Annotated in this window: 18 protein-coding genes; 12 read left to right on the top strand and 6 right to left on the bottom strand. The window is 59.9% G+C overall.

What is annotated here, in order from left to right; all coding sequences use genetic code 11:
- Positions 1 to 39: 39 nt before the first annotated feature.
- Together ACIOMO_RS24755 and ACIOMO_RS24750 are read right to left on the bottom strand one after the other, a co-directional pair.
- A complete protein-coding gene (locus tag ACIOMO_RS24755; protein WP_401244100.1) occupies positions 40 to 1,038 on the bottom strand; it encodes a methyltransferase in 999 nt (332 codons plus the stop codon).
- Between the two features lie 32 nt (positions 1,039 to 1,070).
- Positions 1,071 to 2,036, bottom strand: a complete 966-nt coding sequence (locus ACIOMO_RS24750) for a 2-hydroxyacid dehydrogenase (RefSeq protein WP_401244098.1) — start codon at positions 2,034 to 2,036, stop codon at positions 1,071 to 1,073.
- A 284-nt stretch (positions 2,037 to 2,320) separates the two neighbouring features.
- Between ACIOMO_RS24750 and ACIOMO_RS24745 the strand changes: the two genes are divergently transcribed.
- Positions 2,321 to 2,950: a LysE family translocator gene (locus tag ACIOMO_RS24745; protein ID WP_053123690.1), complete on the top strand. Its 630-nt coding sequence runs from the start codon at positions 2,321 to 2,323 to the stop codon at positions 2,948 to 2,950.
- A 117-nt stretch (positions 2,951 to 3,067) separates the two neighbouring features.
- Here the strand turns inward: ACIOMO_RS24745 and ACIOMO_RS24740 are convergent, their stop codons facing one another.
- Positions 3,068 to 3,832 carry an AraC family transcriptional regulator gene (locus ACIOMO_RS24740; RefSeq protein ID WP_401244136.1) on the bottom strand — a complete coding sequence of 255 codons (765 nt, stop codon included), beginning with the start codon at positions 3,830 to 3,832 and terminating at the stop codon, positions 3,068 to 3,070.
- An 85-nt stretch (positions 3,833 to 3,917) separates the two neighbouring features.
- On the opposite strand from ACIOMO_RS24740, the gene ACIOMO_RS24735 reads away from it, so the two are divergent.
- From ACIOMO_RS24735 to ACIOMO_RS24705, 7 genes are all read left to right on the top strand, one after another.
- Positions 3,918 to 5,102 carry an MFS transporter gene (locus ACIOMO_RS24735; protein WP_053123686.1) on the top strand — a complete coding sequence of 395 codons (1,185 nt, stop codon included), beginning with the start codon at positions 3,918 to 3,920 and terminating at the stop codon, positions 5,100 to 5,102.
- A 146-nt stretch (positions 5,103 to 5,248) separates the two neighbouring features.
- Positions 5,249 to 6,931, top strand: a complete 1,683-nt coding sequence (locus ACIOMO_RS24730) for a fatty acid--CoA ligase (protein ID WP_159814639.1) — start codon at positions 5,249 to 5,251, stop codon at positions 6,929 to 6,931.
- Between the two features lie 336 nt (positions 6,932 to 7,267).
- On the top strand, positions 7,268 to 9,157 hold the full coding sequence (locus ACIOMO_RS24725) for a DUF1302 domain-containing protein (protein ID WP_053123682.1): 1,890 nt from the start codon (positions 7,268 to 7,270) through the stop codon (positions 9,155 to 9,157).
- A 28-nt stretch (positions 9,158 to 9,185) separates the two neighbouring features.
- A complete protein-coding gene (locus ACIOMO_RS24720) occupies positions 9,186 to 10,550 on the top strand; it encodes a DUF1329 domain-containing protein (protein WP_053123680.1) in 1,365 nt (454 codons plus the stop codon).
- Between the two features lie 625 nt (positions 10,551 to 11,175).
- Positions 11,176 to 13,911 (top strand): LuxR C-terminal-related transcriptional regulator, encoded by a 2,736-nt coding sequence (locus ACIOMO_RS24715; protein WP_401244095.1) that lies wholly within the window; start codon positions 11,176 to 11,178, stop codon positions 13,909 to 13,911.
- A 52-nt stretch (positions 13,912 to 13,963) separates the two neighbouring features.
- Positions 13,964 to 14,608, top strand: a complete 645-nt coding sequence (locus ACIOMO_RS24710; protein WP_053123676.1) for an MBL fold metallo-hydrolase — start codon at positions 13,964 to 13,966, stop codon at positions 14,606 to 14,608.
- 112 nt (positions 14,609 to 14,720) lie between these two features.
- Positions 14,721 to 15,458 (top strand): OmpA family protein, encoded by a 738-nt coding sequence (locus ACIOMO_RS24705; RefSeq protein ID WP_053123674.1) that lies wholly within the window; start codon positions 14,721 to 14,723, stop codon positions 15,456 to 15,458.
- 238 nt (positions 15,459 to 15,696) lie between these two features.
- Here the strand turns inward: ACIOMO_RS24705 and ACIOMO_RS24700 are convergent, their stop codons facing one another.
- Positions 15,697 to 16,134, bottom strand: coding sequence for a YhcB family protein (locus tag ACIOMO_RS24700; protein WP_053123671.1), 438 nt, complete (start codon positions 16,132 to 16,134; stop codon positions 15,697 to 15,699).
- A gap of 144 nt (positions 16,135 to 16,278) precedes the next feature.
- On the opposite strand from ACIOMO_RS24700, the gene ACIOMO_RS24695 reads away from it, so the two are divergent.
- The 3 genes from ACIOMO_RS24695 (at position 16,279) to zapE (ending at position 19,473) form a co-directional block, all read left to right on the top strand.
- Positions 16,279 to 16,908, top strand: coding sequence for an alpha/beta hydrolase (locus tag ACIOMO_RS24695; protein WP_212548768.1), 630 nt, complete (start codon positions 16,279 to 16,281; stop codon positions 16,906 to 16,908).
- 24 nt (positions 16,909 to 16,932) lie between these two features.
- The gene (locus ACIOMO_RS24690; protein ID WP_212545534.1) at positions 16,933 to 18,288 is read left to right on the top strand and encodes a tryptophan--tRNA ligase; all 1,356 of its coding nucleotides are present in this window, start codon (positions 16,933 to 16,935) and stop codon (positions 18,286 to 18,288) included.
- A gap of 90 nt (positions 18,289 to 18,378) precedes the next feature.
- Positions 18,379 to 19,473 carry a cell division protein ZapE gene (gene zapE / locus ACIOMO_RS24685; protein WP_053123668.1) on the top strand — a complete coding sequence of 365 codons (1,095 nt, stop codon included), beginning with the start codon at positions 18,379 to 18,381 and terminating at the stop codon, positions 19,471 to 19,473.
- Positions 19,474 to 19,672: 199 nt separating this feature from the next.
- Here the strand turns inward: zapE and ACIOMO_RS24680 are convergent, their stop codons facing one another.
- Positions 19,673 to 20,569 carry a GlxA family transcriptional regulator gene (locus ACIOMO_RS24680; protein ID WP_172680158.1) on the bottom strand — a complete coding sequence of 299 codons (897 nt, stop codon included), beginning with the start codon at positions 20,567 to 20,569 and terminating at the stop codon, positions 19,673 to 19,675.
- Positions 20,570 to 20,819: 250 nt separating this feature from the next.
- Between ACIOMO_RS24680 and ACIOMO_RS24675 the strand changes: the two genes are divergently transcribed.
- On the top strand, positions 20,820 to 21,956 hold the full coding sequence (locus ACIOMO_RS24675) for an acyl-CoA dehydrogenase family protein (RefSeq protein ID WP_064120486.1): 1,137 nt from the start codon (positions 20,820 to 20,822) through the stop codon (positions 21,954 to 21,956).
- A gap of 201 nt (positions 21,957 to 22,157) precedes the next feature.
- On the opposite strand, the gene ACIOMO_RS24670 is transcribed toward ACIOMO_RS24675, so the two are convergent.
- On the bottom strand, positions 22,158 to 23,198 hold the full coding sequence (locus ACIOMO_RS24670) for an NADP(H)-dependent aldo-keto reductase (protein WP_401244090.1): 1,041 nt from the start codon (positions 23,196 to 23,198) through the stop codon (positions 22,158 to 22,160).
- Between the last annotated feature and the right edge of the window lie 317 nt (positions 23,199 to 23,515).

Raw genomic sequence — 23,515 nt, 5'->3', positions numbered from 1 at the left:
GCAAATCCGATTGAGCAAGCCTCTTTTTTGAAAGAAGTTCTAGCCGCGCTTGGCCCGGTAAATCCGGAAGCCATTGCCTTCGGCCTTGATCGCGCACACGCCCAGATGCTCTTCGATCAGCGGCTGATACTTGAGGAAGCTGTTCGCGACCAAGCGCAGTTCGCCACCGTTTTTCAGATGTTTGGCCGCTTTTCGCAGCAAGTTCTCGGTGGCGAAGTAATCAGTGTGCACGCCGACATGGAACGGCGGATTGCTCAAAATTGCGCTCAAACCCATCGGTGCCGCATCGATGCCATCGCCTGTCAGCACCTCGGCCTCCAGACCGTTAGCGGCCAATGTCAGACGACTGCTGGCAGCGGCAAACGCGTCGACATCAAGCAGCGTCACCTGATTGTGCGGATAGCGACGCTTCACCGCCGCGCCCAACACACCCGCGCCACAACCGAAGTCGAGCAGATGGCCGCTCGGCAATTTGTCCAGATGTTCCAGCAGCAGGGCGCTGCCGCGATCAAGACGACCGTGGCTGAACACGCCCGGCAGGCTGATCACTTTCAGCGGGCCTTCGGCCAGCGGCAATTCATAAGTCTGCGCGAGGCTTTCCAGCGATTTCGTTTCTGGCGCGTTGGCCACGGTGACTTGCCAGAGCTGGCAGTGACGCGCGCTGTCGAGTTTGCGCGGCTTGCCGAACGGATTGAGCTGTTTCGACGCACCTTCGATGCCGCTGCGTTTTTCCCCGACCAGAAACACTTCTCGACCGGCCAGACGCGAGGCCACGGCGTTGAGGATGTAATCGGTCAGATCCTTGGACTTGGGCAAGAACACCACAGCGCTATCAAACTCACGCTCCGGAACATTCACGCCGAAATGGCTGCGACCTTCGAAGCGAGCGTCCAGCGCCGCTTGATCGCCGGCATGCCAGCACCAGCCGAAGGCGTTGGACAAGCGCCCGAGCAGATCGTCGGCGGGCAACCCGGCCAACAACAACGAACCTTGAAACAACTCGGGCTGACGAAGCAGTACTTCACTGCGCGGATCCATAACTGCTCCTCAAAAAAAAGTGCCGCAGTTTATCAACTGACGACCCGCAGCGCCTTACCGCTGAAGAACGCCTGAGCGTTTTCGGTCAATTGACCGACGATGCGCTGCCGCGCTTCAACACTGCCCCAAGCGTTATGCGGCGTGACGATCAGACGTGGAATGTCGGCGGCCAGCAGCGGATTGCCTTGAGTCGGCGGCTCGACGCTCAAGACATCGGTGGCCGCGCCGCCGAGGTGACCATTACGCAGCGCATCGGCCAACGCCTGTTCATCGATCAAACCGCCACGCGCGGTGTTGATCACGAAGGCGCCGGGTTTTATCGACGCCAGTTCGCGGGCACCGATGAAGTGGCGGGTGTACTCGTTGAGCGGGCAGTGCAGGGTGAGGGCGTCGATTTGCGGCAGCAGTTCCTCCAGCGGCAGACGATCCGGGCGGGCAGGGCGCCCGGGGATCTGTCCGAGCAAAACGCGCATGCCGAAGGCTTCGGCCAGTCGCGCCACCGCGCCACCGAGTTCGCCGTGACCGAGCAAACCCAGGGTTTTGCCTTCCAGTTCAACAATCGGATAGTCGAGCAGGCAGAACTGTTTCGCCTGCTGCCAGCGACCTTCGCCGACGGCTTTCTGATAATCGGCCAGACGCGTGGCGAGGTTGAGCAGCAGCATGATCGTGTGTTGCGCCACCGACGGCGTGCCGTAACCCTGACAGTTGCACACGGTGATGCCGTGAGCGCGGGCGGCGGCGAGGTCGACGTTGTTGGTGCCGGTGGCGGTGATCAGGATCAGTTTCAGATCGGGGTTGGCGGCCATCGCGGCGGCGTCGATCAAAATCTTGTTGGAAATGGCCACGGTGGCGCCTTGCAGGCGTTCGCTGACTTGCTCGGGCAGGGTCTGGGCGAAGAGTTGCAGATCGCTGAAACACTCGCGCAACGGGCTGAGGTCGAGGTCGCCAAGGTCGAGCGACGGGTGATCAAGGAATACGGCGCGGCGCGTGTTCGTCATCAACTGTACCTTTTAGGCTTTGAGCGTTGGGCGTAATCTGCCGAGCCTACCAGATGAAACAATTGGTTACTCAGACCCCGCCGCGGATACATATGTCTGTGGCGAGGGGATTTATCCCCGTTGGGTTGCGAAGCAGCCCTAAAAACATTCACCTCGGTGTATCTGCTCAATCGCGTTCGCCGGGTTTACGACTGCTGCGCAGCCGAACGGGGATAAATCCCCTCGCCACAAGTACTGCGTTTCCTACAGATCTTTATTGACCAAGCTGCCCCAGAGGAGCCCCCATGTACTGGACCGAGTTCTTGACCGTTGCACTGATCCACCTGCTGGCCGTCGCCAGCCCCGGCCCGGACTTTGCCGTGGTGGTGCGCGAAAGCGTGACCCACGGGCGTCGCGCCGGAACCTGGACGGCACTCGGTGTCGGTACGGCGATTTTCCTCCACGTCGGTTATTCGTTGCTCGGCATCGGCCTGATCGTGTCGCAATCGATCGTGCTGTTCAACGCGTTGAAATGGGCGGCGGCGGCTTATCTGCTGTACATCGGCTTCAAGGCCTTGCGCGCGCAACCAGCGAAAACCGTCACCGACGATCTGCACAAAGAAGCCGGCGTACGCACGGCTCGCGGCGCGTTCACTTCGGGCTTCGTGACCAATGGCCTCAACCCGAAAGCCACGCTGTTCTTCCTGTCGCTGTTCACCGTGGTGATCAACCCGCACACGCCGCTGTCGGTGCAGGCCGGTTACGGGATTTATCTGGCGGTCGCGACGGCCGTGTGGTTTTGCCTGGTGGCGATGCTGTTCAGCCAACAACGTGTACGCGCCGGTTTTGCCCGCATGGGCCACTGGTTTGACCGCACCATGGGCGCGGTGCTGATTGCTCTCGGCGTGAAAATCGCGTTTACCGAGATGCATTGATTCCAGAACCGCGACTTAAACCTGTGGGAGCGAGCCTGCTCGCGAAGGCGTTGGGACAGTCGACATTATTGGTGGCTGAAAGACCGCTTTCGCGAGCAGGCTCGCGCCCACAGGGTCTTACACAAGCTCGCTGAGCTTGCTCAGGTTGTTGAGGTAATCACGGGGATTTTCCCCAAGTAAACGGCGAAACATCGCGCTGAACGCCCGCGCGCTGCCGTAACCCAGATCCCGCGCCACACGCTGCACGCTGTCCCCGGCGAGCAGACGTGGCAGGGCTTCCATCAGGCGCAGTTGCTGGCGCCAGGCGTTGAAACTCATCTGCAACTGTTGCTGAAACAGCCGTGCCAACGTCCGTGAGCTGGCGCCGACCTGCTGCGCCCAGTCTTCCAGGGTATTGGCATGATCGGGGGTGTGCAGCAGTGCCAGACAGATGTTTTGCAGACGCCGGTCGCTGGGCATCGGAATGTGCAGCGGCAGGTTTTCCAGACTGGCGAGTTCTTCCAGCATCAACTGCTGAATCAGCGGGTTGTCGGCGTGCGGCGGCCCTTGCACGGCACGCAGAATCAGCTCGCGCAGCAACGGTGTCACCGCCAATACGCAGCACTGTTGCAGGCTGGCGGGCGACAGCTCAGGTGCGATGAACAGCGAGCGCATCTGCACGTCACCGCTCATGAAAATCTCGTGCGCTATCTCGGGTGGAATCCACACCGCGCGACTCGGCGGAATCACCCACGCACCCGATTCCGTGACTACGCGCATGATGCCGCTGACCGCGTACAACAACTGCGCCTCGCGATGCAGGTGGAGCGGCTGGTGGGCGCCGTCCAGATAATCCCGGGGGTAGGCGCTCACCGGGCCGTGTTCGAAATGGCTGATCAACATGTCTGATTCGATGACTTGCTTGGCAGGAATGCGCTTTACCGCCAACCTAGCATAGACGGCACACAACAACGTAAAGCGTGCCGCCATGAATCAATCCCGCAATGTCATTCGCTACATCAACGCCGCCCATGTGATCGATCACATGTTCATGCTGATTTTTCCCGCCGCCGTGCTCGGTATGACCCAGGCTTTCGGCCTCGATTACGCCACGCTGATCGGCCTGTCGTTGGGAGGATTCATCGCCTTCGGCGCCTGTTCGCTGCCCGCCGGCTGGCTCGGCGATCACTGGAGTCGGCGGCAGATGATGCTAGTGTTTTTCTTCGGTATCGGCGCTTCGGCGATCTTCACCGGGCTGAGCAACAGCCCGAGCATGCTGGTGATTGGCCTGACCCTGATCGGTATTTTTGCGGCGATTTATCACCCAGTCGGCACAGCAATGCTGGTGGCCTACGCACAAAATCGTGGCCGCGAAATTGGCATCAACGGCATGTGGGGCAATCTGGGCGTGGCGTTTTCGGCGCTGATCACCGGCTTGCTGGTGGCGCAGTTCGGCTGGCGCTCGGCGTTTCTGATACCGGGCGCAGTGGCGATTGTGCTGGGTTTTGGCTTCGCCTTGCAGGTGCGTGAGGAACCGATTCCGAAGCGCCCGCACACGCCACTCAAAGGCGCCGCCGGTCAGCGCATCTCGATGGTGATGGTTTTCGGCGTGCTGGCGTTGGCCACGGCCACCGGCGGCGTGGTGTTCAACGCCACCACCATGACCTATCCGAAGCTGTTTCAGGAACGTTTGCATGAGCTGTTCGCCTCGCCGCAAACCCTCGGCGTGGTGGTCAGTCTGGCCTATGCCTTCGGTGCGATTGCGCAATTGAGCATTGGACGTGTGTTGCATCGTCTCAGCCTGAAATGGCCGTTTGTTGTCCTGACGTTGTGCCAGGCACCGCTGCTGTTTGCGTTGGCCTATGCCGACGGCTGGGCGGTGATCGCCCTCGGTGCAGCGTTCATGTTTGTGGTGTTTGGTCAGGTAACAGTCAATGATGCGATGGTCGCCAACTTCGTCGCCCCGCAGTGGCAATCACGGGTGTTCGCCCTGCGTTACTGCTTATCGTTCGGCGCCAGTGCGACGGCGATTCCGCTGATTTCCTATGTTGAACCGCGCCATGGTTTTGTAGGCCTGTACTTGATTCTCGCGGGTTTCGGCGCGTTGACCTTCCTTGCAGCAGTCGTATTCCCACGGACACCTTCCGAGGAGGCTGTAGGGCAAACGGCCTGACCTGGGACGAAAGTCGGCAAATGCTGGCGCAAAGCTAGCATTTGTACGGCTCTGCAAATCATTCCTTTGGCTGATTTGGCTGGCGTATAAGGGTTCTAGAGTACAAATCTCTATGCCAACACCGTGCAGCCAGAAAAGGGATTCATATGTTGCAGACTCGCGTCATTCCCCCGGCCGATGGGGCCTACCAGTATCCATTGCTGATCAAACGGCTGCTGATGTCCGGCGCCCGTTACGAGAAAACCCGCGAGATCATCTACCGTGACCAGATTCGCTACAGCTACCCGACCCTGATCGAGCGAGTTGCGCGGCTGGCCAACGTGCTGACGGCGGCCGGTGTGAAGGCCGGTGACACCGTCGCGGTGATGGATTGGGACAGCCATCGTTACCTGGAATGCATGTTCGCGATTCCGATGATCGGCGCGGTGATCCACACGATCAACGTGCGCCTGTCGCCGGAACAGATTCTCTACACCATGAACCACGCCGAAGACCGTTTTGTGCTGGTCAACAGCGAGTTCGTCGGCCTCTATCAAGCGATCGCGCCGCACCTGACCACGGTCGAGAAGACCTTGCTGCTGACTGATCTGCCGGAAAAAACCGCCGACTTGCCGAATCTGGTCGGCGAGTACGAGCAACTGCTGGCGGCTGCGAGCCCGCAGTACGATTTCCAGGATTTCGACGAAAATTCCGTCGCGACCACGTTCTACACCACCGGCACCACCGGCAACCCGAAAGGCGTGTATTTCACCCATCGGCAACTGGTGCTGCACACCATGGGCGTGTCGACGATCATGGGTTCCATCGACAGCGTGCGCCTGCTCGGCACCAACGATGTGTACATGCCGATCACGCCGATGTTCCACGTCCACGCCTGGGGCCTGCCTTATGTGGCGACGATGCTGGGGCTGAAACAGGTTTATCCGGGGCGCTACGATCCCGAGTATCTCGTTGAGTTGTGGCGCAAGGAGAAGGTCACGTTCTCCCATTGCGTGCCGACCATTCTGCAAATGCTGCTCAACGCCAAAGGCGCGCAGGGCACCGATTTTGGCGGCTGGAAGATCGTCATCGGCGGCAGTGCGCTCAATCGCTCGCTGTACGAAACCGCCAAGGCGCGCGGCATTCAACTGACGGCCGCCTACGGCATGTCGGAAACCGGTCCGCTGGTTTCCTGCGCACACCTCAATGATGAATTGATGGCCGGCAGCGAAGACGAGCGCACCACTTACCGGATCAAGGCCGGTGTGCCGGGGCCGCTGGTAGAAGCGGCGATTGTCGACGCCGAAGGCAATTTCCTTCCGGCTGACGGCGAGACCCAGGGCGAACTGGTGCTGCGTGCGCCATGGCTCACCGAAGGTTATTTCAACGAGCCACAAAAGGGCGCTGAGCTCTGGGCCGGCGGCTGGCTGCACACCGGCGACGTCGCCACACTCGACAGCATGGGCGTGATCGACATCCGCGACCGCATCAAGGACGTGATCAAGACCGGTGGCGAATGGATTTCCTCGCTGGATCTCGAAGATTTGATCAGCCGTCACGTCGCGGTACGCGAAGTAGCAGTGGTCGGCATCGCTGATCCGCAGTGGGGCGAGCGCCCGTTTGCACTGCTGGTGATCCGCGAAGGGCACGTGATCGGGGCCCGTGAGCTCAAGGAACACCTCAAGCCGTTCGTGGAGTTGGGCCACCTGAGCAAGTGGGCGATCCCGAGTCAGATCGCCCTTGTTACCGAAATTCCCAAGACCAGCGTCGGCAAGCTCGACAAGAAGCGCATCCGCCTCGACATCACCGAATGGCAGGCCAACAACAGCACCTTCCTCTCAACACTTTGAGTGTCTTCTGGCGCGCCGAAAACGGCGCGCCAGCCCCACCAAGCAAGCGCTTGGCTTGTGAAATCAAAAAAATCAGCCATCCTTGCCGTGCCGACGAGTGTCGGACTGGCGAAAGGACTGTTCCAGAGTGGTTGCTCACTGCAAATCACACTTTAGAGGGATCAAGCAGTACCCCCTGCTGGATATAGTCCGTTCAAGGATTTTTAAGAACGGAGCACACGCACAGATTGGGGCGAGCAACTTTGGAGTGATTTCGGGCAGCCTTGGCGCCCGGCCCTCCACAGCGTTTTTAAAAGTACTCACTGCCATAACAATAATGCACATGGAGTAGCGTCGATGACCTCAGTAAACCAGTTCTGGCGCCGGGCAAAACTGCCTCTGGCGGTCAGTCTTGCCTCTTCGCTCGCCGGGCCCGCATTCGGCGTCAGTTTCAACGTCGGTGAAATCGAGGGTCAGTTCGACTCGTCCCTGTCGCTCGGTGCCAGTTGGTCTACTCAGAGCCCGAACAAGAACCTCATCGGCGTCAACAACGGCGGCCACGGCCTGTCGCAGACTTCCGATGACGGTCACGCCAACTTCAAAAGCGGCGAAACCTTCTCGAAAATCTTCAAGGGCATCCATGACCTTGAACTGAAGTACGGCGACACCGGCGTGTTCGTCCGTGGCAAATACTGGTACGACTTCGAACTCAAAGACGAAAGCCGTGAGTTCAAGGACATCAGCGACAACAACCGCAAGGAAGGCGCGAAGTCCTCCGGCGGGCAGATCCTCGACGCCTTCGTCTACCACAACTACTCGATCGCCGATCAGCCCGGCTCCGTGCGTCTGGGCAAGCAGGTGGTGAGCTGGGGTGAAAGTACCTTCATCGGCGGCGGCATCAACTCGATCAACCCGATCGACGTGTCCGCGTTCCGCCGTCCGGGTGCCGAAATCAAGGAAGGCCTGATTCCGGTCAACATGTTCTACGTCTCGCAGAGCCTGACCGAGAACCTCTCGGCTGAAGCGTTCTATCAGCTGGAATGGGATCAGACCGTTGTCGACAACTGCGGCACGTTCTTCTCGCAACCCGACATCATTGCCGATGGCTGCGACAACAACCTGCGCGTACTGAACAAGCGTTCGCAGATTCCGGCGGTTGCCTTGGGGCCATTGGCCGGGGCTGGCGTGGACGTCAACGAGGAAGGCGTTCTGGTACGCCGTGGCGGCGACCGTGATGCGCGCGACAGCGGCCAGTGGGGCGCGTCCTTCAAGTACATGTACGACCCGATCGATACCGAGTTCGGCGCCTACTTCATGAACTACCACAGCCGTGCGCCGATCTTCAGCGCCACGGGTGCGCCACAGTCGGTGTACAACACCGCGGCATCGTTGCCAGGCCCGTTCGCGGCACTCGCGCCGCTGTTGGTCGCGGGTAACTCGGAGTATTTCGTTGAATACCCGGAAGACATCCGTCTCTATGGCCTGAGCTTCTCCACCACTCTGCCTACCGGTACCGCGTGGAGCGGTGAGATCAGCTACCGTCCGAATGCACCGGTACAACTGAACTCCACCGACATCCTGTTCGCCGGTGTACGTCCGCTGGGCGGCGCACTGACCAACGCTTCTCTGCTCAACGGCGTTCCGGGTCAGGATCTGCATGGCTATCGCCGCAAGGAAGTGACGCAGTTCCAGACCACCCTGACGCACTTCTTCGATCAGGTCATGGGCGCCAGCCGTCTGACCGTCGTGGGTGAAGTCGGCGTGACCCACGTTGGCGGTCTGGAAAGCACTTCTGATGTTCGTTATGGCCGTGATCCGGTCTACGGCCCGGGTGAGCTGCCAGCGACTGGCGGCATCGACACCTGCGCCAACATCCTCAACGCCAGCACCATCAACGGTGCCGGCCCGGGTTCGCCGCAGAACAACCGCAGCCGCAACTGCACCAACGAAGGCTTCACCACTGCGACGTCGTGGGGCTATCGCGGCCGTGCCATCTGGGAATACAACGACGTATTCGCCGGTGTGAACCTCAAGCCGAACGTGGCTTGGCAGCACGACGTCAGCGGCTACTCGCCAGGCCCTGGCGGTAACTTCGAGGAAGGTCGCAAAGCGGTCAGCCTCGGTGTCGACGCTGAATACCAGAACACCTACACCGCCAGCCTGGCTTACACCAACTTCTTTGACGGCAAGTACACCACTGTGGACGACCGCGACTTCGTTGCGCTCAGCTTCGGCGTGAACTTCTAAGCACTGCATTTTCAGGACGAACGAATTTATGAAAATAACAAAGAGTCTGTTCCACGCGGGTGTTCTGGGTCTGTCGTTGCTGGCGACCGGTGTGATGGCGGCCGTCCCGGCTGCCGAAGCCGACAAACTGGGCAAAAGCCTGACGCCGATGGGCGCGGAAATGGCCGGTAACGCTGACGGTTCGATCCCGGCGTGGAAGCCGTTGCCGAAAAATGCCGGCAGCGTCGATGCGCGCGGTTTCCTGTCCAATCCTTATGCCAGTGAGCAACCGCTGTTCACCATCACCGCCAAGGATGTCGACAAGTACAAGGACAAACTGGCGCCGGGGCAGTACGCGATGTTCAAGCGCTACCCGGACACCTTCAAGATGCCGGTGTACCCGTCCCACCGTGGCGCGACTGTGCCGGATGACGTGTTCGCCGCCATCAAGAAAAACGCCACCAACACCAATCTGGTGTCCGGCGGCAACGGTCTGGAAAACTTCGAAACCGCGGTACCGTTCCCGATTCCGAAAAGCGGTGTGGAAGTCATCTGGAACCACATCACCCGCTATCGCGGCGGCAGCGTGACCCGTCTGGTAACCCAGGCCACGCCGCAACCGAACGGCTCGTACAGCCTGGTGTACTTCCAGGATCAGTTCGTGTTCCGCGACAAGATGAAGGACTACGACCCGAAAAACCCGGGCAACATCCTGTTCTACTTCAAGCAGAAAGTGACCGCGCCTGCGCGTCTGGCCGGTGGTGTGCTGTTGGTGCACGAAACCCTCGACCAGGTTAAAGAGCCACGTTCGGCGTGGGTCTACAACGCCGGTCAGCGTCGTGTGCGCCGTGCGCCACAAGTGTCCTATGACGGCCCGGGTACTGCGGCAGATGGCCTGCGTACCTCCGACAACCTCGACATGTTCAACGGTGCGCCGGATCGTTACGACTGGAAACTCGAAGGCAAGAAAGAGATGTACATCGCTTCCGACAGCTACAAGCTCGACGATCCGAAGCTGAAGTATTCCGACATCATCAAGGCCGGTCACATCAACCAGGATCTGGCGCGTTACGAGTTGCGTCGCGTCTGGCACGTGGTGGCGACCCTGAAGGAAGGTCAGCGCCACATCTACGCCAAACGTGACTTCTACATCGACGAAGACACCTGGCAAGCAGCGGTCATCGACCATTATGACGGTCGTGGCCAACTGTGGCGCGTAGCCGAGGCGCATGCCGAGGACTACTACGACAAGCAAGTGCCGTGGTACGCCCTGGAAACCCTCTACGACCTGCAGTCCGGCCGTTACCTGGCACTGGGCATGAAGAACGAAGAGAAGCAGGCGTATGACTTCGGCTTCACCGCTACTACCAGCGACTTCACTCCGGCCGCTCTGCGTCAGGATGGTGTTCGCTAAACCGCAGTAAACCCGAGGCCGCATCCTCGTAAAAACGCCCCGACTGGTTCGGGGCGTTTTTTTTTGCGCTTTTCGCGGCGCCTCTGAATTGCTTTTGTAGGAGCTGCCGAAGGCTGCGATCTTTTGATCTTTTGTTTGGGCCGTGGGTTTTGGGGGCATATCCGTTGCTGCGGTTGGGGCTTCTGGCGGTTTCGCTCTTACAGCGAGTCCCTTTTTCAAACGCCAAAAAGGAAGCAAAAGGCTTTGCCCCCGGCGTACGGCACTTCGCTTAGGCTCAGTGTTCCCTCGCTACGGTGTTCATCCGGGGGCATCGCCTACGGTTTGCTTCGCTGCACCTCCTCTCGATGTGTGCGGCTGCGCCGCGCGGCGCTGCGCGCCTGCCCCGGATGAACACCTACGCTCGGCCTGCCGATGGGGGCGAAAATCTGAAGCCAAATCAAAAGCCACAGCAGATCAAAAGATCGCAGCCTTCGGCAGCTCCTACAGGTCGAAATGCGGGGCGAATGGCGCATTCTGGAAAGACTTTTGTAGCCATTTGTAGCAGCAACCTTCATTACCGGTACGTTTAAGGCTAGTCTGCGGACATCTGCAACGCCGCCAATAGCCATTCAAACAAGAGCCGGCCATGACTGATCTGTCCCCACTTCCGGGTCCTGCAAGCGTTGCCGTCGCGGCACTGGACGGGCGTTTCTTCCGTCCACCGTTGCCCGACGGCTACGTCTTGCGACCACGTCTGTGCGAACGCCTGCAAGCCGGGCTCGGCGGGCGATTGTTGCTGGTCAGCGCACCGGCCGGGTTCGGCAAGAGTTCGCTGGCGGTGGAGTTCTGTCAGAGCCTGCCGGCGCACTGGCAAAGTCTGTGGCTGGGCCTGAGCCCGCGAGACAGCGACCCCGGGCGCTTTCTCGAACGTTTGCTCGAAGGCCTGCAGGACTACTTTCCCCAAGTGGGCAGCCGCGCATTGGGGCTGCTGAAAATGCGTCAGCGCCATCAGCCGTTTGCCTTTGAAGAATGGCTCGACGGCCTGCTTGACGAGTTGGCGCTGCACCTCGATACCGCGACGCCGCTGCTGCTGGTGCTCGACGATTACCATCTCGCCCAAGGCCCGGTGCTCGACCGTTGCCTGCAATTTTTCCTCAATCATTTGCCCGACGGCTTGCTGGTGATGGTCACCAGTCGCCAGCGGCCGGACTGGCATCTGGCGCGTTTGCGCCTGTCCCGTCAGTTGCTTGAACTGCATGAACAGGATCTGCGCCTGACCCACGACGAAGCCCTGACTTTGCTCGATCGCCACAGCAGCTCATTGCGCGGCGAAGCACTGGAGAGTCTGATTCAACGCAGCGAAGGCTGGGTTGCCGGGTTGCGTTTCTGGTTGCTCGCAGTGGCCGAAGCCGGCAACGATACCGCGTTACCGCAAGCGCTGAACGGCGGGGAAGGGCTGATCCGCGATTATCTGCTCGAAGAAGTCATCGATTGCCTGCCGGCCGAAGTGCAGGCCTTTCTCTACGACACCGCGCCGCAAGAACGTTTTTGCAGCGAGCTGTGCGACGCCGTGCGCGAAGCCCATGACAGCGCCGAGATTCTGCGTTTTCTGCAGGCGCATCAGGTGTTTCTGGTGCCGCTGGACGAGCACGGTCACTGGTATCGCTATCACCATTTGTTCTCCGATCTGTTGCGCAGTCGGCCGATAGCACACGCCATGGTGCCGACCGCGACGCTGCATCTGCGCGCCTGTCGCTGGTTCAATGCTCAGGGCTTGCTCGATGAAGCGGTGGAGCAGGCGTTGCGCGCCGGCCATCTCGATGTCGCGGCGAATCTGGTACAGAACCTCTCCGAAGAACAACTGCTGGCCGAACAGAACGTCGGCATGTTGCTGCGCTGGAAAATGGACTTGCCCGACAGCCTGCTGATCAGCACGCCGCGCCTGATCGTGCTGTACAGCTGGGCATTGGGGCTGGCCTGTCAGCTCGATGCTGCCGAAGAACTTTCCAGTCATTTGAGCCGCTTCCTGCCGGCGCCCTCAGCCACCGCGCAAAAGTCGATGCTGGCGCAATGGCTGGCGCTGAGCGGGATCATCGCCCGTGGGCGCGGCCATCGTGAACTGACCCTGAAATATTGCAGCGAAGCGCTGGAGAGCCTGCCGGCCAAGCGCTATGGCCAGCGTCTGATGTGCTTGTCGACGCTGTCCAATCTGGCAATTGCCGACGGTGATCTGTGGCGCGCCCGTGGACTTAACCGTGAATCGCTGGAGCTGGCGCAGCGTGTCGGCAATCCGTTATTCGAAGCCTTGGCGCATTACGATCGCGCTCGCGTGTTGCAGGCGCGTGGCGAAATTCTGCGGGCACTGGATGAAGTGCATCAAGGGTTGGAGCGCTTGCGCGGTCTGTCGCCGCAACGCCTGTACGCGGTGCGCGCACGGCTGACGTTATACGAAGGTTTTCTGTTAGCGATGCGCTTGCAGCCGCAAGTCGCCCGCACGCGGTTGTTGGCCGGTATCGGCGAGGCGCGCGCCTGTCGCGACATCAGCGTATTGATCGGCCATTGCGTGATAGCGCGGCTGGACGGTGCCACCGGCGAATTCGCCAAAGCCTTCGCTGAACTCTCCGAAGCCGAACGGCTGATGCACATCTGGGACGTGCCGCCGATCTACTATCTGGCGATGATCACCCTGGTCAAATGCGAGCTGTGGCTGGCGCAGGGCCGCACCGATCTCGCCGAGGCCTGGCTGGCGCGACTGGGCCAGACTTACACCGGTGAACGCGCCGCCGCGCCACCGGAGTTTCATCCACAACTGCCGTTACACGTTGAATTGCAGCAGGCGTTGCTCGACCTGATTCAGGGCCAGCCGATGCTCGCCGAAGGGCGCTTGAACGTGTTGCACGAGAACGGTCAGCAAACCGGGCGACAGTTGCTCAGTGTGATGGCGCTGACGCAGAAAGTGGCGTTGCTGCTGGCCGGTGGACGCGAGCCGGAAGCGCGCAAGGCTTTGAGTCAGGCGCTGGATGCCGCGGCTGGTGGCGTGCTGCAGCCTTTCGATGCATTGATCAAAGGACACACCGACTGGCTGCGCGCCCAATTGGCGCCGATCGCGTCGACCCTTGTCGGTCAGCAGTTACTGGGGCATATGCCGCATGTTGCTGTCCGTGCCGTGGCCGAATGCTCAGCAGCAGAACAACTCAGCAGCCGCGAACTGGCCGTGCTGCGCCTGATCGCCCAAGGCTGTTCAAATCAGGAAATCAGCGAGCAGTTATTTATCTCGCTGCACACCGTGAAAACACACGCCAGCCACATCAACAGCAAACTGGGTGTTGAGCGGCGCACGCAAGCGGTGGCGCGGGCGAAGGAGTTGGGGTTAAGGGTCTAGCGACGGTAACATCCGGCATCGGCCGTTTTCGAGCCATTGCTCAGGATTTCCCATGACCGTTCCAGCCCCAGCGCTCATCCGCGAAACCTTCCCCGTCGGTCCTTTGCAGTGCAACTGCACGATCATCGGCGATCCGATCACCAAGAAAGCCATCGTCGTCGATCCGGGCGGCAATCCCGATCTGATCATGGCGCGCCTCGATGCGCATGGTCTGAAAGTGGTCAGCATCATCCACACCCACGCGCACCTCGATCACTTCCTCGCTTCGGGGCAGATGAAAGAGAAAACCGGCGCGACTCTGCATTTGCACAAAGAAGATCAGTTCCTCTGGGACAACCTCGAGATGCAATGCCAGATGTTCGGCGTGCCGTACACGCCGGTACCGTCGCCAGATCGCTGGTTGAGCGACGACGAAGAACTCGCCTGCGGCTGCGGCGTGGCGTTGCATACGCCGGGGCATACGCCCGGTTCCATGAGCTTTTGGTTTTCCGAGGCTAAGCTGTTGATTGCCGGCGACACGCTGTTTCGTCGTGGCGTAGGGCGCACGGATTTGTGGGGCGGCGATCAGGCGACCATCGTGCGGTCGATCAAGCAGCGGCTATACACGCTGGACGAGGACGCGACTGTCGTGACCGGGCATGGCCCGGACACGCGTCTGGGGGATGAGATGCGCGAAAACCCGTTTGTGCGGGCCTAAATATTTTGTCACGGGTCTGCTGCGGAATTTTTGTGCATTGTCATGATCCAACGCCCGCACGGGCGATTGCCAATGGCCGTTGCACCACAGAATGCAAAAGTAGGAGCTCTTCATGTTCACCACGCGTCGTTTGATTATTGTCGCTACTGCCGTGGCCTTGCTGTCCGGCTGCGCCTCGCCTAACCCGTATGACAATCAGGGCCAGGCCGACAGTGGCTCCCAAGGAATGAGCAAAACCGCCAAATACGGTGGCCTCGGTGCACTCGCCGGCGCACTGGCCGGTGCCGCCATCGGCCACGACAACCGTGGCAAGGGCGCGCTGATCGGCGCGGCCGTGGTCGGTGCTTCTGCCGCCGGTTACGGTTACTACGCTGACCAGCAAGAGAAGAAGCTGCGCGCGAGCATGGCCAACACTGGCGTTGAAGTGCAGCGTCAGGGCGATCAGATCAAACTGATCATGCCGGGCAACATCACGTTCGCCACCGATTCGGCGAACATCGCTTCCAGCTTCTATCAGCCACTGAACAACCTCGCGAACTCGCTGAAGGAGTTCAGCCAGAACCAGATCGAGATCGTCGGCTACACCGACAGCACCGGCAGCCGCCAGCACAATATGGATCTGTCGCAGCGTCGTGCGCAGAGCGTGGCGACTTACCTGACCTCGCAAGGTGTCAGCGGTGCCAACCTGTCGGCGCGCGGTGCCGGCCCGGATAATCCGATTGCCAGCAACGGTGACGTCAATGGCCGTGCGCAGAACCGTCGGGTTGAAGTCAACCTGAAGGCGATTCCGGGTCAGCAGTACGGTGCGCCGCAGCAACAGCAGCCGGGCACGGTTCAGCAGTATCCGTAAGCGATTGCCTGAATGAAGAAATGCCCGATCCGGTGATCGGGCATTTTTTTGCGCGCGGCCCTGTAGGAGCTGCGGCACGCTGCGATTTTTTGATCTTGAAACATGAACATCAAAAGATCGCAGCCTCGTTGCACTCGACAGCTCCTACAGGTTTTATGGTCGCTGCCACTTCCCCAGACACAAAAAAGCCCCCGAACACTTCACTGTCCGGAGGCTTTTGCTTTGCAGCGAAGACTGCTTACTTCTTCAAACCATAGTGCTCATCAAGCATGCCCGGCGCGTTCGGGGTTTTTGGTGCGTAGTCACGCGGCGGTTCTTGATTGTTGTGCGGTGGCGTCAGGCGCTCGCGCGGTGCCTGCGCTGCGTCGGCGTGCAGGGCGGCCATCAGGCGCTGGCGGGTTTGCTCGTCCAGGGCCAGACGGTTGGCGCCCTCGGCGAGGTGATCCTGCACTTCCTGATAGCTCTGGGTCAGTTTCTTGACCAGCATCGCGGTGCTGTTGAAGTGGGTGACCACCTCGTTTTGATAACTGTCGAAGCGCTCCTGGATATCATCCAGTTGACGCTGCGTACGGCTCGGCGCGGCGTTCGGCGCAACGCGCGCGATCAGGAATCCAATGGCGACACCCACAACCAGGGCAAGAGTCGGTAACAACCAAACTAAGAGCGAGTGTTCCACGAGTCCTTCCTCTATAAACGGCTTTGCTTTACGTTAACGGCTCGAACCTGCGCTGTATACCGCGATTCACTCGCAATAGATTGGCACAGACAATTTGCTAGACGAGTCGACCCGATTCGAGGTCACGGAGTTCCTTCCTTGCTGATGCGTGAAACCCCTGTAGTGATTGCCGGCCCAGTCGGCCAAATCGAAGCCTTGTACCTCGATAACGAGCAGCCGCGCGGCATCGCGCTGATCTGCCACCCGAACCCGGTGCAGGGCGGCACCATGCTCAACAAAGTCGTCTCGACCCTGCAGCGCACCGCGCGCGACGCCGGCCTGATTACCTTGCGCTTCAACTATCGCGGCGTCGGCGCCAGCGAAGGTTCGCACGACATGGGCACCGGTGAAGTTGATGATGCCCAGGCGGCTGCGGCATGGCTGCGCGAAAAACACCCGAACCTGCCGCTGACCCTGTTCGGTTTCTCCTTTGGCGGATTTGTTGCAGCAAGTCTCGGCGGTCGTCTTGAAGCCCAAGGCGTGCAGCTCAAGCACCTGTTCATGGTCGCCCCGGCGGTCATGCGTCTTGGCGAGCAGGATCAACTGCCGCAGCAGGGCGAACTCACCGTGATCCAGCCGGAAACCGACGAAGTCATCGATCCGCAATTGGTTTACGACTGGTCGGAACAACTCCAGCGCCCCCATGAGCTGCTGAAAGTGGCAGAATGCGGACACTTTTTTCATGGCAAGCTGACCGATCTCAAGGATCTGATCCTGCCGCGTCTCTCGAATTGATTGCAGTCTGACAAGCGATTACCCATGACGAACCGTACCCGAATCCTCACCGGCATCACCACCACCGGCACGCCGCACCTGGGCAACTATGCCGGCGCCATCCGCCCGGCGATCCTTGCCAGCCGCGACAGCAATGCCGATTCGTTCTACTTCCTGGCCGACTACCACGCCCTGATCAAATGCGATGACCCGCTGCGCATCCAGCGCTCGCGTCTGGAAATCGCCGCGACCTGGCTGGCCGGTGGCCTCGATGTCGACCGCGTGACCTTCTACCGCCAGTCCGACATCCCGGAAATCCCTGAGCTGACCTGGCTGCTGACCTGCGTCGCCGCCAAGGGCCTGCTCAACCGTGCGCACGCCTACAAGGCGTCGGTGGACAAGAACGTTGAAACCGGTGAAGACCCGGACGCCGGCATCACCATGGGCCTCTACAGCTACCCGGTGCTGATGGCGGCGGACATCCTGATGTTCAACGCGCACAAGGTGCCGGTCGGTCGTGACCAGATCCAGCACGTTGAGATGGCCCGCGACATCGGCCAGCGTTTCAACCACTTGTTCGGTCAGGGCAAAGAATTCTTCACCATGCCCGAAGCGCTGATCGAAGAAAGCGTGGCGACGTTGCCGGGCCTCGACGGTCGCAAGATGTCGAAAAGCTACGACAACACCATCCCGTTGTTTTCCAGCGCCAAAGAGATGAAGGACGCGATCTCGCGGATCGTCACCGACTCCAAAGCGCCAGGCGAAGCGAAAGATCCGGACAATTCGCACTTGTTTACACTGTTCCAGGCCTTCGCCACACCGGCGCAGGCTGACGAATTCCGCAGTGAACTGCTCGGTGGTCTGGGTTGGGGCGAGGCGAAGAGCCGTCTGTTCCAGTTGCTCGACAACGATCTCGGCGAAGCGCGCGAGAAGTATCACCAGTTGATCGAACGTCCGGCGGATCTGGAAGATATCCTGCAGATCGGTGCCAAGAAGGCCCGTGCTGTGGCGACGCCGTTCCTCAACGAATTGCGCGAAGCCGTTGGCCTGCGTTCGTTCGTCAATCAGGTTCAGGTTGCCGCAACCACCAAGAAGAAAGCCGCGAAAGCCGCGCGTTTCGTCAGCTTCCGTGAAGACGACGGCAGCTTCCGTTTCCGTCTGCTGGCGGCCGATGGCGAGCAATTGCTGCTGTCGCGTAACTTCGCTGACGGCAAAGCCGCAGGTCAGGTGACCAAGCAACTGCAATCGGGTCAGGCGCTGGACGTACGCAGCGAAGACCTGAGCTTCAGCGTCTGGCTCGAAGGCGAGTGCGTGGGCGACAGCCCGGCGTTTGCCGACGCGGCGGCTCGCGATGCGGCCATCGAGGCGCTGCGCGTCGCGCTGACCCCGGTTCAAGACTAATCGGCGGCACGGCCCGACCAAGGGCCGATTGCCATTCCCCCGGGCCATCGCTACAGTGACGGCCCGTTTTTGTTGCCTTGCTAACGAATTATGACGCCCCTAGAACGATACCAAGCTGATCTGAAACGCCCGGACTTCTTCCATGATGCCGCGCAGGAAACTGCTGTGCGTCATTTGCAGCGTCTGTACGACGATCTGATCGCGGCTGATCAGAACAAGCCAGGCCTGCTGAGCAAACTGTTTGGCAAAAAGGATCAGACGCCGGTCAAGGGCCTGTATTTCTGGGGCGGCGTAGGTCGCGGCAAAACTTACCTGGTCGACACCTTCTTCGAAGCGCTGCCGTTCAAGGAAAAGACCCGCACTCACTTCCACCGCTTCATGAAGCGCGTGCACGAAGAGATGAAAACCCTCGGCGGCGAGAAAAACCCGCTGACCATCATCGCCAAGCGTTTCTCCGACGAGTCGCGAGTGATCTGCTTCGATGAGTTCTTCGTTTCCGACATCACCGACGCGATGATCCTCGGCACGTTGATGGAAGAGCTGTTCAAGAACGGCGTGACCCTGGTCGCGACGTCGAACATCGTCCCGGACGGTCTGTACAAGGACGGTCTGCAACGCGCGCGGTTCCTGCCGGCCATTGCGCTGATCAAGCAGAACACCGAGATCGTCAACGTCGACAGCGGCGTCGACTATCGTCTGCGTCACCTCGAACAAGCGGAGCTGTTCCACTTCCCGCTCGACGAAGCGTCCCACGAAAGCCTGCGCAAGAGCTTCCGCGCGCTGACGCCGGAATGCACCGCTGCGGTCGAGAACGACGTGTTGATGATCGAAAACCGCGAGATCCGCGCATTGCGTACTTGCGACGACGTGGCCTGGTTCGACTTCCGCGAACTGTGCGACGGCCCGCGTAGCCAGAACGACTACATCGAACTGGGCAAGATCTTCCACGCCGTGCTGCTCAGCGGTGTCGAGCAGATGAGCGTCACCACCGACGACATCGCTCGCCGCTTCATCAACATGGTCGACGAGTTCTACGACCGTAACGTCAAGCTGATCATTTCCGCTGAAGTCGAGCTGAAGGATCTGTACACCGGCGGCCGCTTGAATTTCGAATTCCAGCGCACGCTGAGCCGTCTGCTGGAAATGCAATCGCACGAATTCCTGTCGCGGGCGCACAAGCCTTAAGCGGATTTCGGCAGATAAAAAGGGCCTGCAATTGCAGGCCCTTTTTTTATCTCGAATTCACCGGCCCGCGCACACTGATCGTTCCCACGCTCCGCGTGGGAATGCATACCGTGACGCTCTGCGTCACATTCCGGGGCGGACGCAGAGCGTCCATTGGCAGCATTCCCACGCAGAGCGTGGGAACGATCATGGGGGAGGGTTAGGCAGCTTGCTGAAACTGCTGCCGATACTGGTTTGGCGACAGTTCAGTGTGCTGACGGAACAACCGCGCAAAGAAGCTCGCATCGTCGTAACCGACCTCATAACTGATGGTCTTGATGCTCTTGCGGCTGCCCGACAACAAGCCCTTCGCCGTCTCGATGCGCAGCCGCTGCAGGTAATGCAACGGCTTGTCGCCAGTCGCAGTCTGAAAACGGCGCATGAAATTGCGAATGCTCATGCCATGCTCGCGCGCCACATCTTCGAAGCGGAATTTGTCGGCGAAGTGCTCTTCAAGCCAATGCTGAATCTGCAGGATGATCACGTCCTGGTGCAGCTTCTGCCCGCCAAAACCAATGCGCCCTGGCGAATAATTGCGCTGCACTTCGTAAAGAATATCGCGGGCCACAGCCTGCGCGACGTTGGCTCCACAGAAGCGCTCGATCAAGTAGATGTAAAGGTCACAGGCCGAAGTGGTGCCGCCGGCGCAATACAGGTTGTCGGCGTCGGTCAGGTGCTTGTCCTGGTTTAGGTGCACCTTGGGGAAGCGTTCGGTGAAGGCGTTGAAGAAGCGCCAGTACGTGGTCGCCTCCTTGCCATTCAGCAGCCCGGCTTCGGCCAGCCAGAACACCCCGGTGGCTTCGCCGCAGAGCACAGCGCCGCGAGCATGTTGCTCACGCAGCCACGGCATGATTTGCGGGTAACGGGTGCACAGGGTTTCGAAGTCGTCCCAGAACGCCGGGAGGATGATGATATCGGTGTTTTCCAGACCACCGTCGACGGGGATCACCACATCGCTGAAGCTTGTTACCGGTTTGCCGTCGGGGCTGACGATGCGCGTTTCAAACGCCGGTGTCAGGCCGTGGCCCAGTTGTTTGCCGTAGCGCAGGCTCGCCACATGGAAAAAATCCTTGGCTTGCATGAGGGTGAAGGCGAAAACCCGGTCGATAGCCAGGATGCTGACGCGCCGCAAGGGCGTGGAGACTTGCTTGGACATAATTCAACTTTTGTTTTGTTTTTATAAGGGAAAGTGGTCACCAGACGGCTGGATCGTCTTATTTTTTGTCGGATGTGTCCAGTGTCCTGTGTCGGAGGGGAGGCTTAGTCTCTGAGGGTCATCTCCCTCCAACAAGAAAGAAAGGTGCCGCATGATCCCCAGAACCTTGTTCAGCTCCGAGCACGAATTATTCCGCGACAGCGTACGAACCTTCCTCGAAAAAGAGGCCGTGCCGTTCCATGCGCAGTGGGAGAAACAAGGCCACATCGACCGCAAGCTGTGGAACAAGGCCGGGGAGGCGGGGATGCTCTGCTCGCATTTGCCGGAAGAATACGGCGGGCTGGGGGCGGACTTTCTCTATAGCGCCGTGGTGATCGAGGAGGTCGGCCGGCTGGGCCTGACCGGCATCGGTTTCTCGCTGCATTCGGATATCGTCGCGCCGTACATCCTGCATTACGGCAGTGAAGCGCTGAAACACAAATACCTGCCGAAACTGGTCTCCGGCGAGATGGTCACCGCCATCGCCATGACCGAACCTGGCGCGGGCTCCGACCTGCAAGGCGTGAAAACCACCGCCGTGCTCGACGGTGATGAATACGTGATCAATGGCTCGAAAACCTTCATCACCAACGGCTTCCTCGCGGATCTGGTGATCGTCGTTGCCAAGACCGATCCCAAGGCCGGCGCCAAGGGCACCAGCCTGTTTCTGGTCGAAGCGAATACGCCGGGTTTCGAGAAGGGCAAACGCCTCGAGAAGGTAGGGATGAAGGCGCAGGACACGTCGGAATTGTTCTTCCAGGACGTACGCGTGCCGAAAGAAAATCTGCTGGGGCAGGCCGGGGCAGGGTTTGCTTATCTGATGCAGGAGTTGCCGCAGGAACGCCTGACGGTGGCGATTGGCGGTCTGGCCTCGGCCGAAGCAGCGTTGCAATGGACGCTGGATTACACCCGTGATCGCAAGGCGTTCGGCAAGGCGATTGCCGATTTCCAGAACACTCGCTTCAAACTGGCAGAGATGGCCACTGAAATTCAGATCGGCCGAGTGTTTGTCGACAAATGTCTGGAACTGCATCTGCAAGGCAAGCTGGATGTGCCGACGGCGGCGATGGCCAAATACTGGGGCACCGACCTGCAATGCAAGGTGCTCGACGAATGCGTGCAACTGCATGGCGGCTACGGCTTTATGTGGGAATACCCGGTGGCCCGCGCGTGGGCGGATGCGCGCGTGCAGCGGATTTATGCCGGTACCAATGAAATCATGAAAGAGATCATTGCGCGGTCGCTCTGATGATCGTTCCCACGCTCTGCGTGGGAATGCCGCCGGGGACGCTCTGCGTTCCGCTGTGGATGCGACGCGGAGCGTCGCGGGATGCATTCCCACGCGGAGCGTGGGAACGATCAGACTGGCCTCTTCGCGAGCAGGCTCGCTCCCACAGGTGATCACCGTACCTGTGGGAGCGAGCCTGCTCGCGAAACTTTTAGCGGCTGATCAGGGTGCCGGGTTCGGATGATCCTTGTGAATCGCCTCAATCCCTTCCAGCACTTCATCGGAAAGCTTCAGATCGAAACTGGCGATGTTGCTGTCCAGTTGCTCAAGCGTTGTCGCGCCAATGATGTTGCTGGTGACGAACGGTTGCTGGGTCACGAACGCCAGCGCCATCTGCGCCGGATCCAGACCGTGCTCACGGGCGAGGGCGACGTAACGGCTGCACGCTGCTTCCGATTGCGCATTGAAATAGCGGCTGAAGCGGCTATAGAGGCTCAGACGGCCTTTCGGCGGACGTGCGCCACCTTCGTACTTGCCCGACAGGAAACCAAACGCCAGCGGCGAATAGGCGAGCAGGCCGCACTGTTCGCGGATGGCGATTTCCGCCAGACCCACTTCAAAGCTGCGGTTGAGCAGGTTGTACGGGTTCTGGATCGACACCGCACGCGGCCAGCCACGGGCTTCGGCCAGTGCGAGAAAACGCATGGTGCCCCACGGCGTTTCGTTGGACAGACCGATGTGGCGAATCTTGCCGGCCTTCACTTGCTCGTCGAGCGCTTCGAGGGTGTCTTCCAGCGGCGTCAAATTGGCTTCGGTCTTGTGCTTGTAGCCCAGCTGTCCGAAAAAGTTGGTGCTGCGCTCTGGCCAGTGCAATTGGTACAGATCGATGTAATCGGTCTGCAGGCGCTCGAGGCTGGCATCCACCGCGGCGGTGATGTGCTGGCGGTTGTGACGCAGGTTTTTATCGCGGATGTAGTCGATGGTGTTGCCCGGGCCGGCGATCTTGCTGGCGAGGATCCAGTCGGCACGATCGCCGCGACTTTTGAAATAATTGCCGATGTAACGCTCGGTGGTGGCGTAGGTTTCGGCTTTCGGTGGCACCGGGTACATCTCGGCGGTGTCGATGAAATTGATCCCGGCTTCCTTGGCGCGTTCGATCTGGGCGAAGGCTTCAGCTTCAGTGTTTTGCTCGCCCCAGGTCATGGTGCCGAGGCAGATTGCGCTCACGTTCAGGTCGGTACGGCCTAGCTGGCGATAGTCCATCGGGTACTCCTTGGGCAAAACAATCATAAAAGCAGGTTGAATTATTTTTCGCAATCTGCATAATTGCCGACCTCTTTCTGCAGTGGAAGTGATGCGCCGCCGCCGAAGAATCTTGCCGTTGAACGGACGCGCCGACCCGAGCCCCCGAAAGCGTCTGTATCCGGCTGCCTTTGACTTGTCAAAGTACGCACTATTCAGTAAGATCCGCCGTCTAATTTACAGGGCGGCCCGGGAGGCTATATAGAATGAGACCTTTTACGGGTAAGCCAGATTGAGGTAAGCGGGAGTGGGGTGTGGGCGCGGCTGCGGGTCAGAGC

This window comes from Pseudomonas sp. NPDC087804, assembly GCF_044742965.1.
GTDB classification, from domain to species: Bacteria; Pseudomonadota; Gammaproteobacteria; order Pseudomonadales; family Pseudomonadaceae; genus Aquipseudomonas; species Aquipseudomonas rustica.
The sequence above is the reverse complement of the archived record's forward strand: the minus strand, read 5'-3'. Positions and strand labels throughout refer to the sequence as shown.

Coding starts and splice junctions, on each gene's coding strand:
- ACIOMO_RS24755 (WP_401244100.1), bottom strand. CDS start 1,038: ATGGATCCGCGCAGTGAAGTACTGCTTCGTCAGCCCGAGTTGTTTCAA.
- ACIOMO_RS24750 (WP_401244098.1), bottom strand. CDS start 2,036: ATGACGAACACGCGCCGCGCCGTATTCCTTGATCACCCGTCGCTCGAC.
- ACIOMO_RS24745 (WP_053123690.1), top strand. CDS start 2,321: ATGTACTGGACCGAGTTCTTGACCGTTGCACTGATCCACCTGCTGGCC.
- ACIOMO_RS24740 (WP_401244136.1), bottom strand. CDS start 3,832: ATGTTGATCAGCCATTTCGAACACGGCCCGGTGAGCGCCTACCCCCGG.
- ACIOMO_RS24735 (WP_053123686.1), top strand. CDS start 3,918: ATGAATCAATCCCGCAATGTCATTCGCTACATCAACGCCGCCCATGTG.
- ACIOMO_RS24730 (WP_159814639.1), top strand. CDS start 5,249: ATGTTGCAGACTCGCGTCATTCCCCCGGCCGATGGGGCCTACCAGTAT.
- ACIOMO_RS24725 (WP_053123682.1), top strand. CDS start 7,268: ATGACCTCAGTAAACCAGTTCTGGCGCCGGGCAAAACTGCCTCTGGCG.
- ACIOMO_RS24720 (WP_053123680.1), top strand. CDS start 9,186: ATGAAAATAACAAAGAGTCTGTTCCACGCGGGTGTTCTGGGTCTGTCG.
- ACIOMO_RS24715 (WP_401244095.1), top strand. CDS start 11,176: ATGACTGATCTGTCCCCACTTCCGGGTCCTGCAAGCGTTGCCGTCGCG.
- ACIOMO_RS24710 (WP_053123676.1), top strand. CDS start 13,964: ATGACCGTTCCAGCCCCAGCGCTCATCCGCGAAACCTTCCCCGTCGGT.
- ACIOMO_RS24705 (WP_053123674.1), top strand. CDS start 14,721: ATGTTCACCACGCGTCGTTTGATTATTGTCGCTACTGCCGTGGCCTTG.
- ACIOMO_RS24695 (WP_212548768.1), top strand. CDS start 16,279: ATGCGTGAAACCCCTGTAGTGATTGCCGGCCCAGTCGGCCAAATCGAA.
- ACIOMO_RS24690 (WP_212545534.1), top strand. CDS start 16,933: ATGACGAACCGTACCCGAATCCTCACCGGCATCACCACCACCGGCACG.
- zapE (WP_053123668.1), top strand. CDS start 18,379: ATGACGCCCCTAGAACGATACCAAGCTGATCTGAAACGCCCGGACTTC.
- ACIOMO_RS24675 (WP_064120486.1), top strand. CDS start 20,820: ATGATCCCCAGAACCTTGTTCAGCTCCGAGCACGAATTATTCCGCGAC.
- ACIOMO_RS24670 (WP_401244090.1), bottom strand. CDS start 23,198: ATGGACTATCGCCAGCTAGGCCGTACCGACCTGAACGTGAGCGCAATC.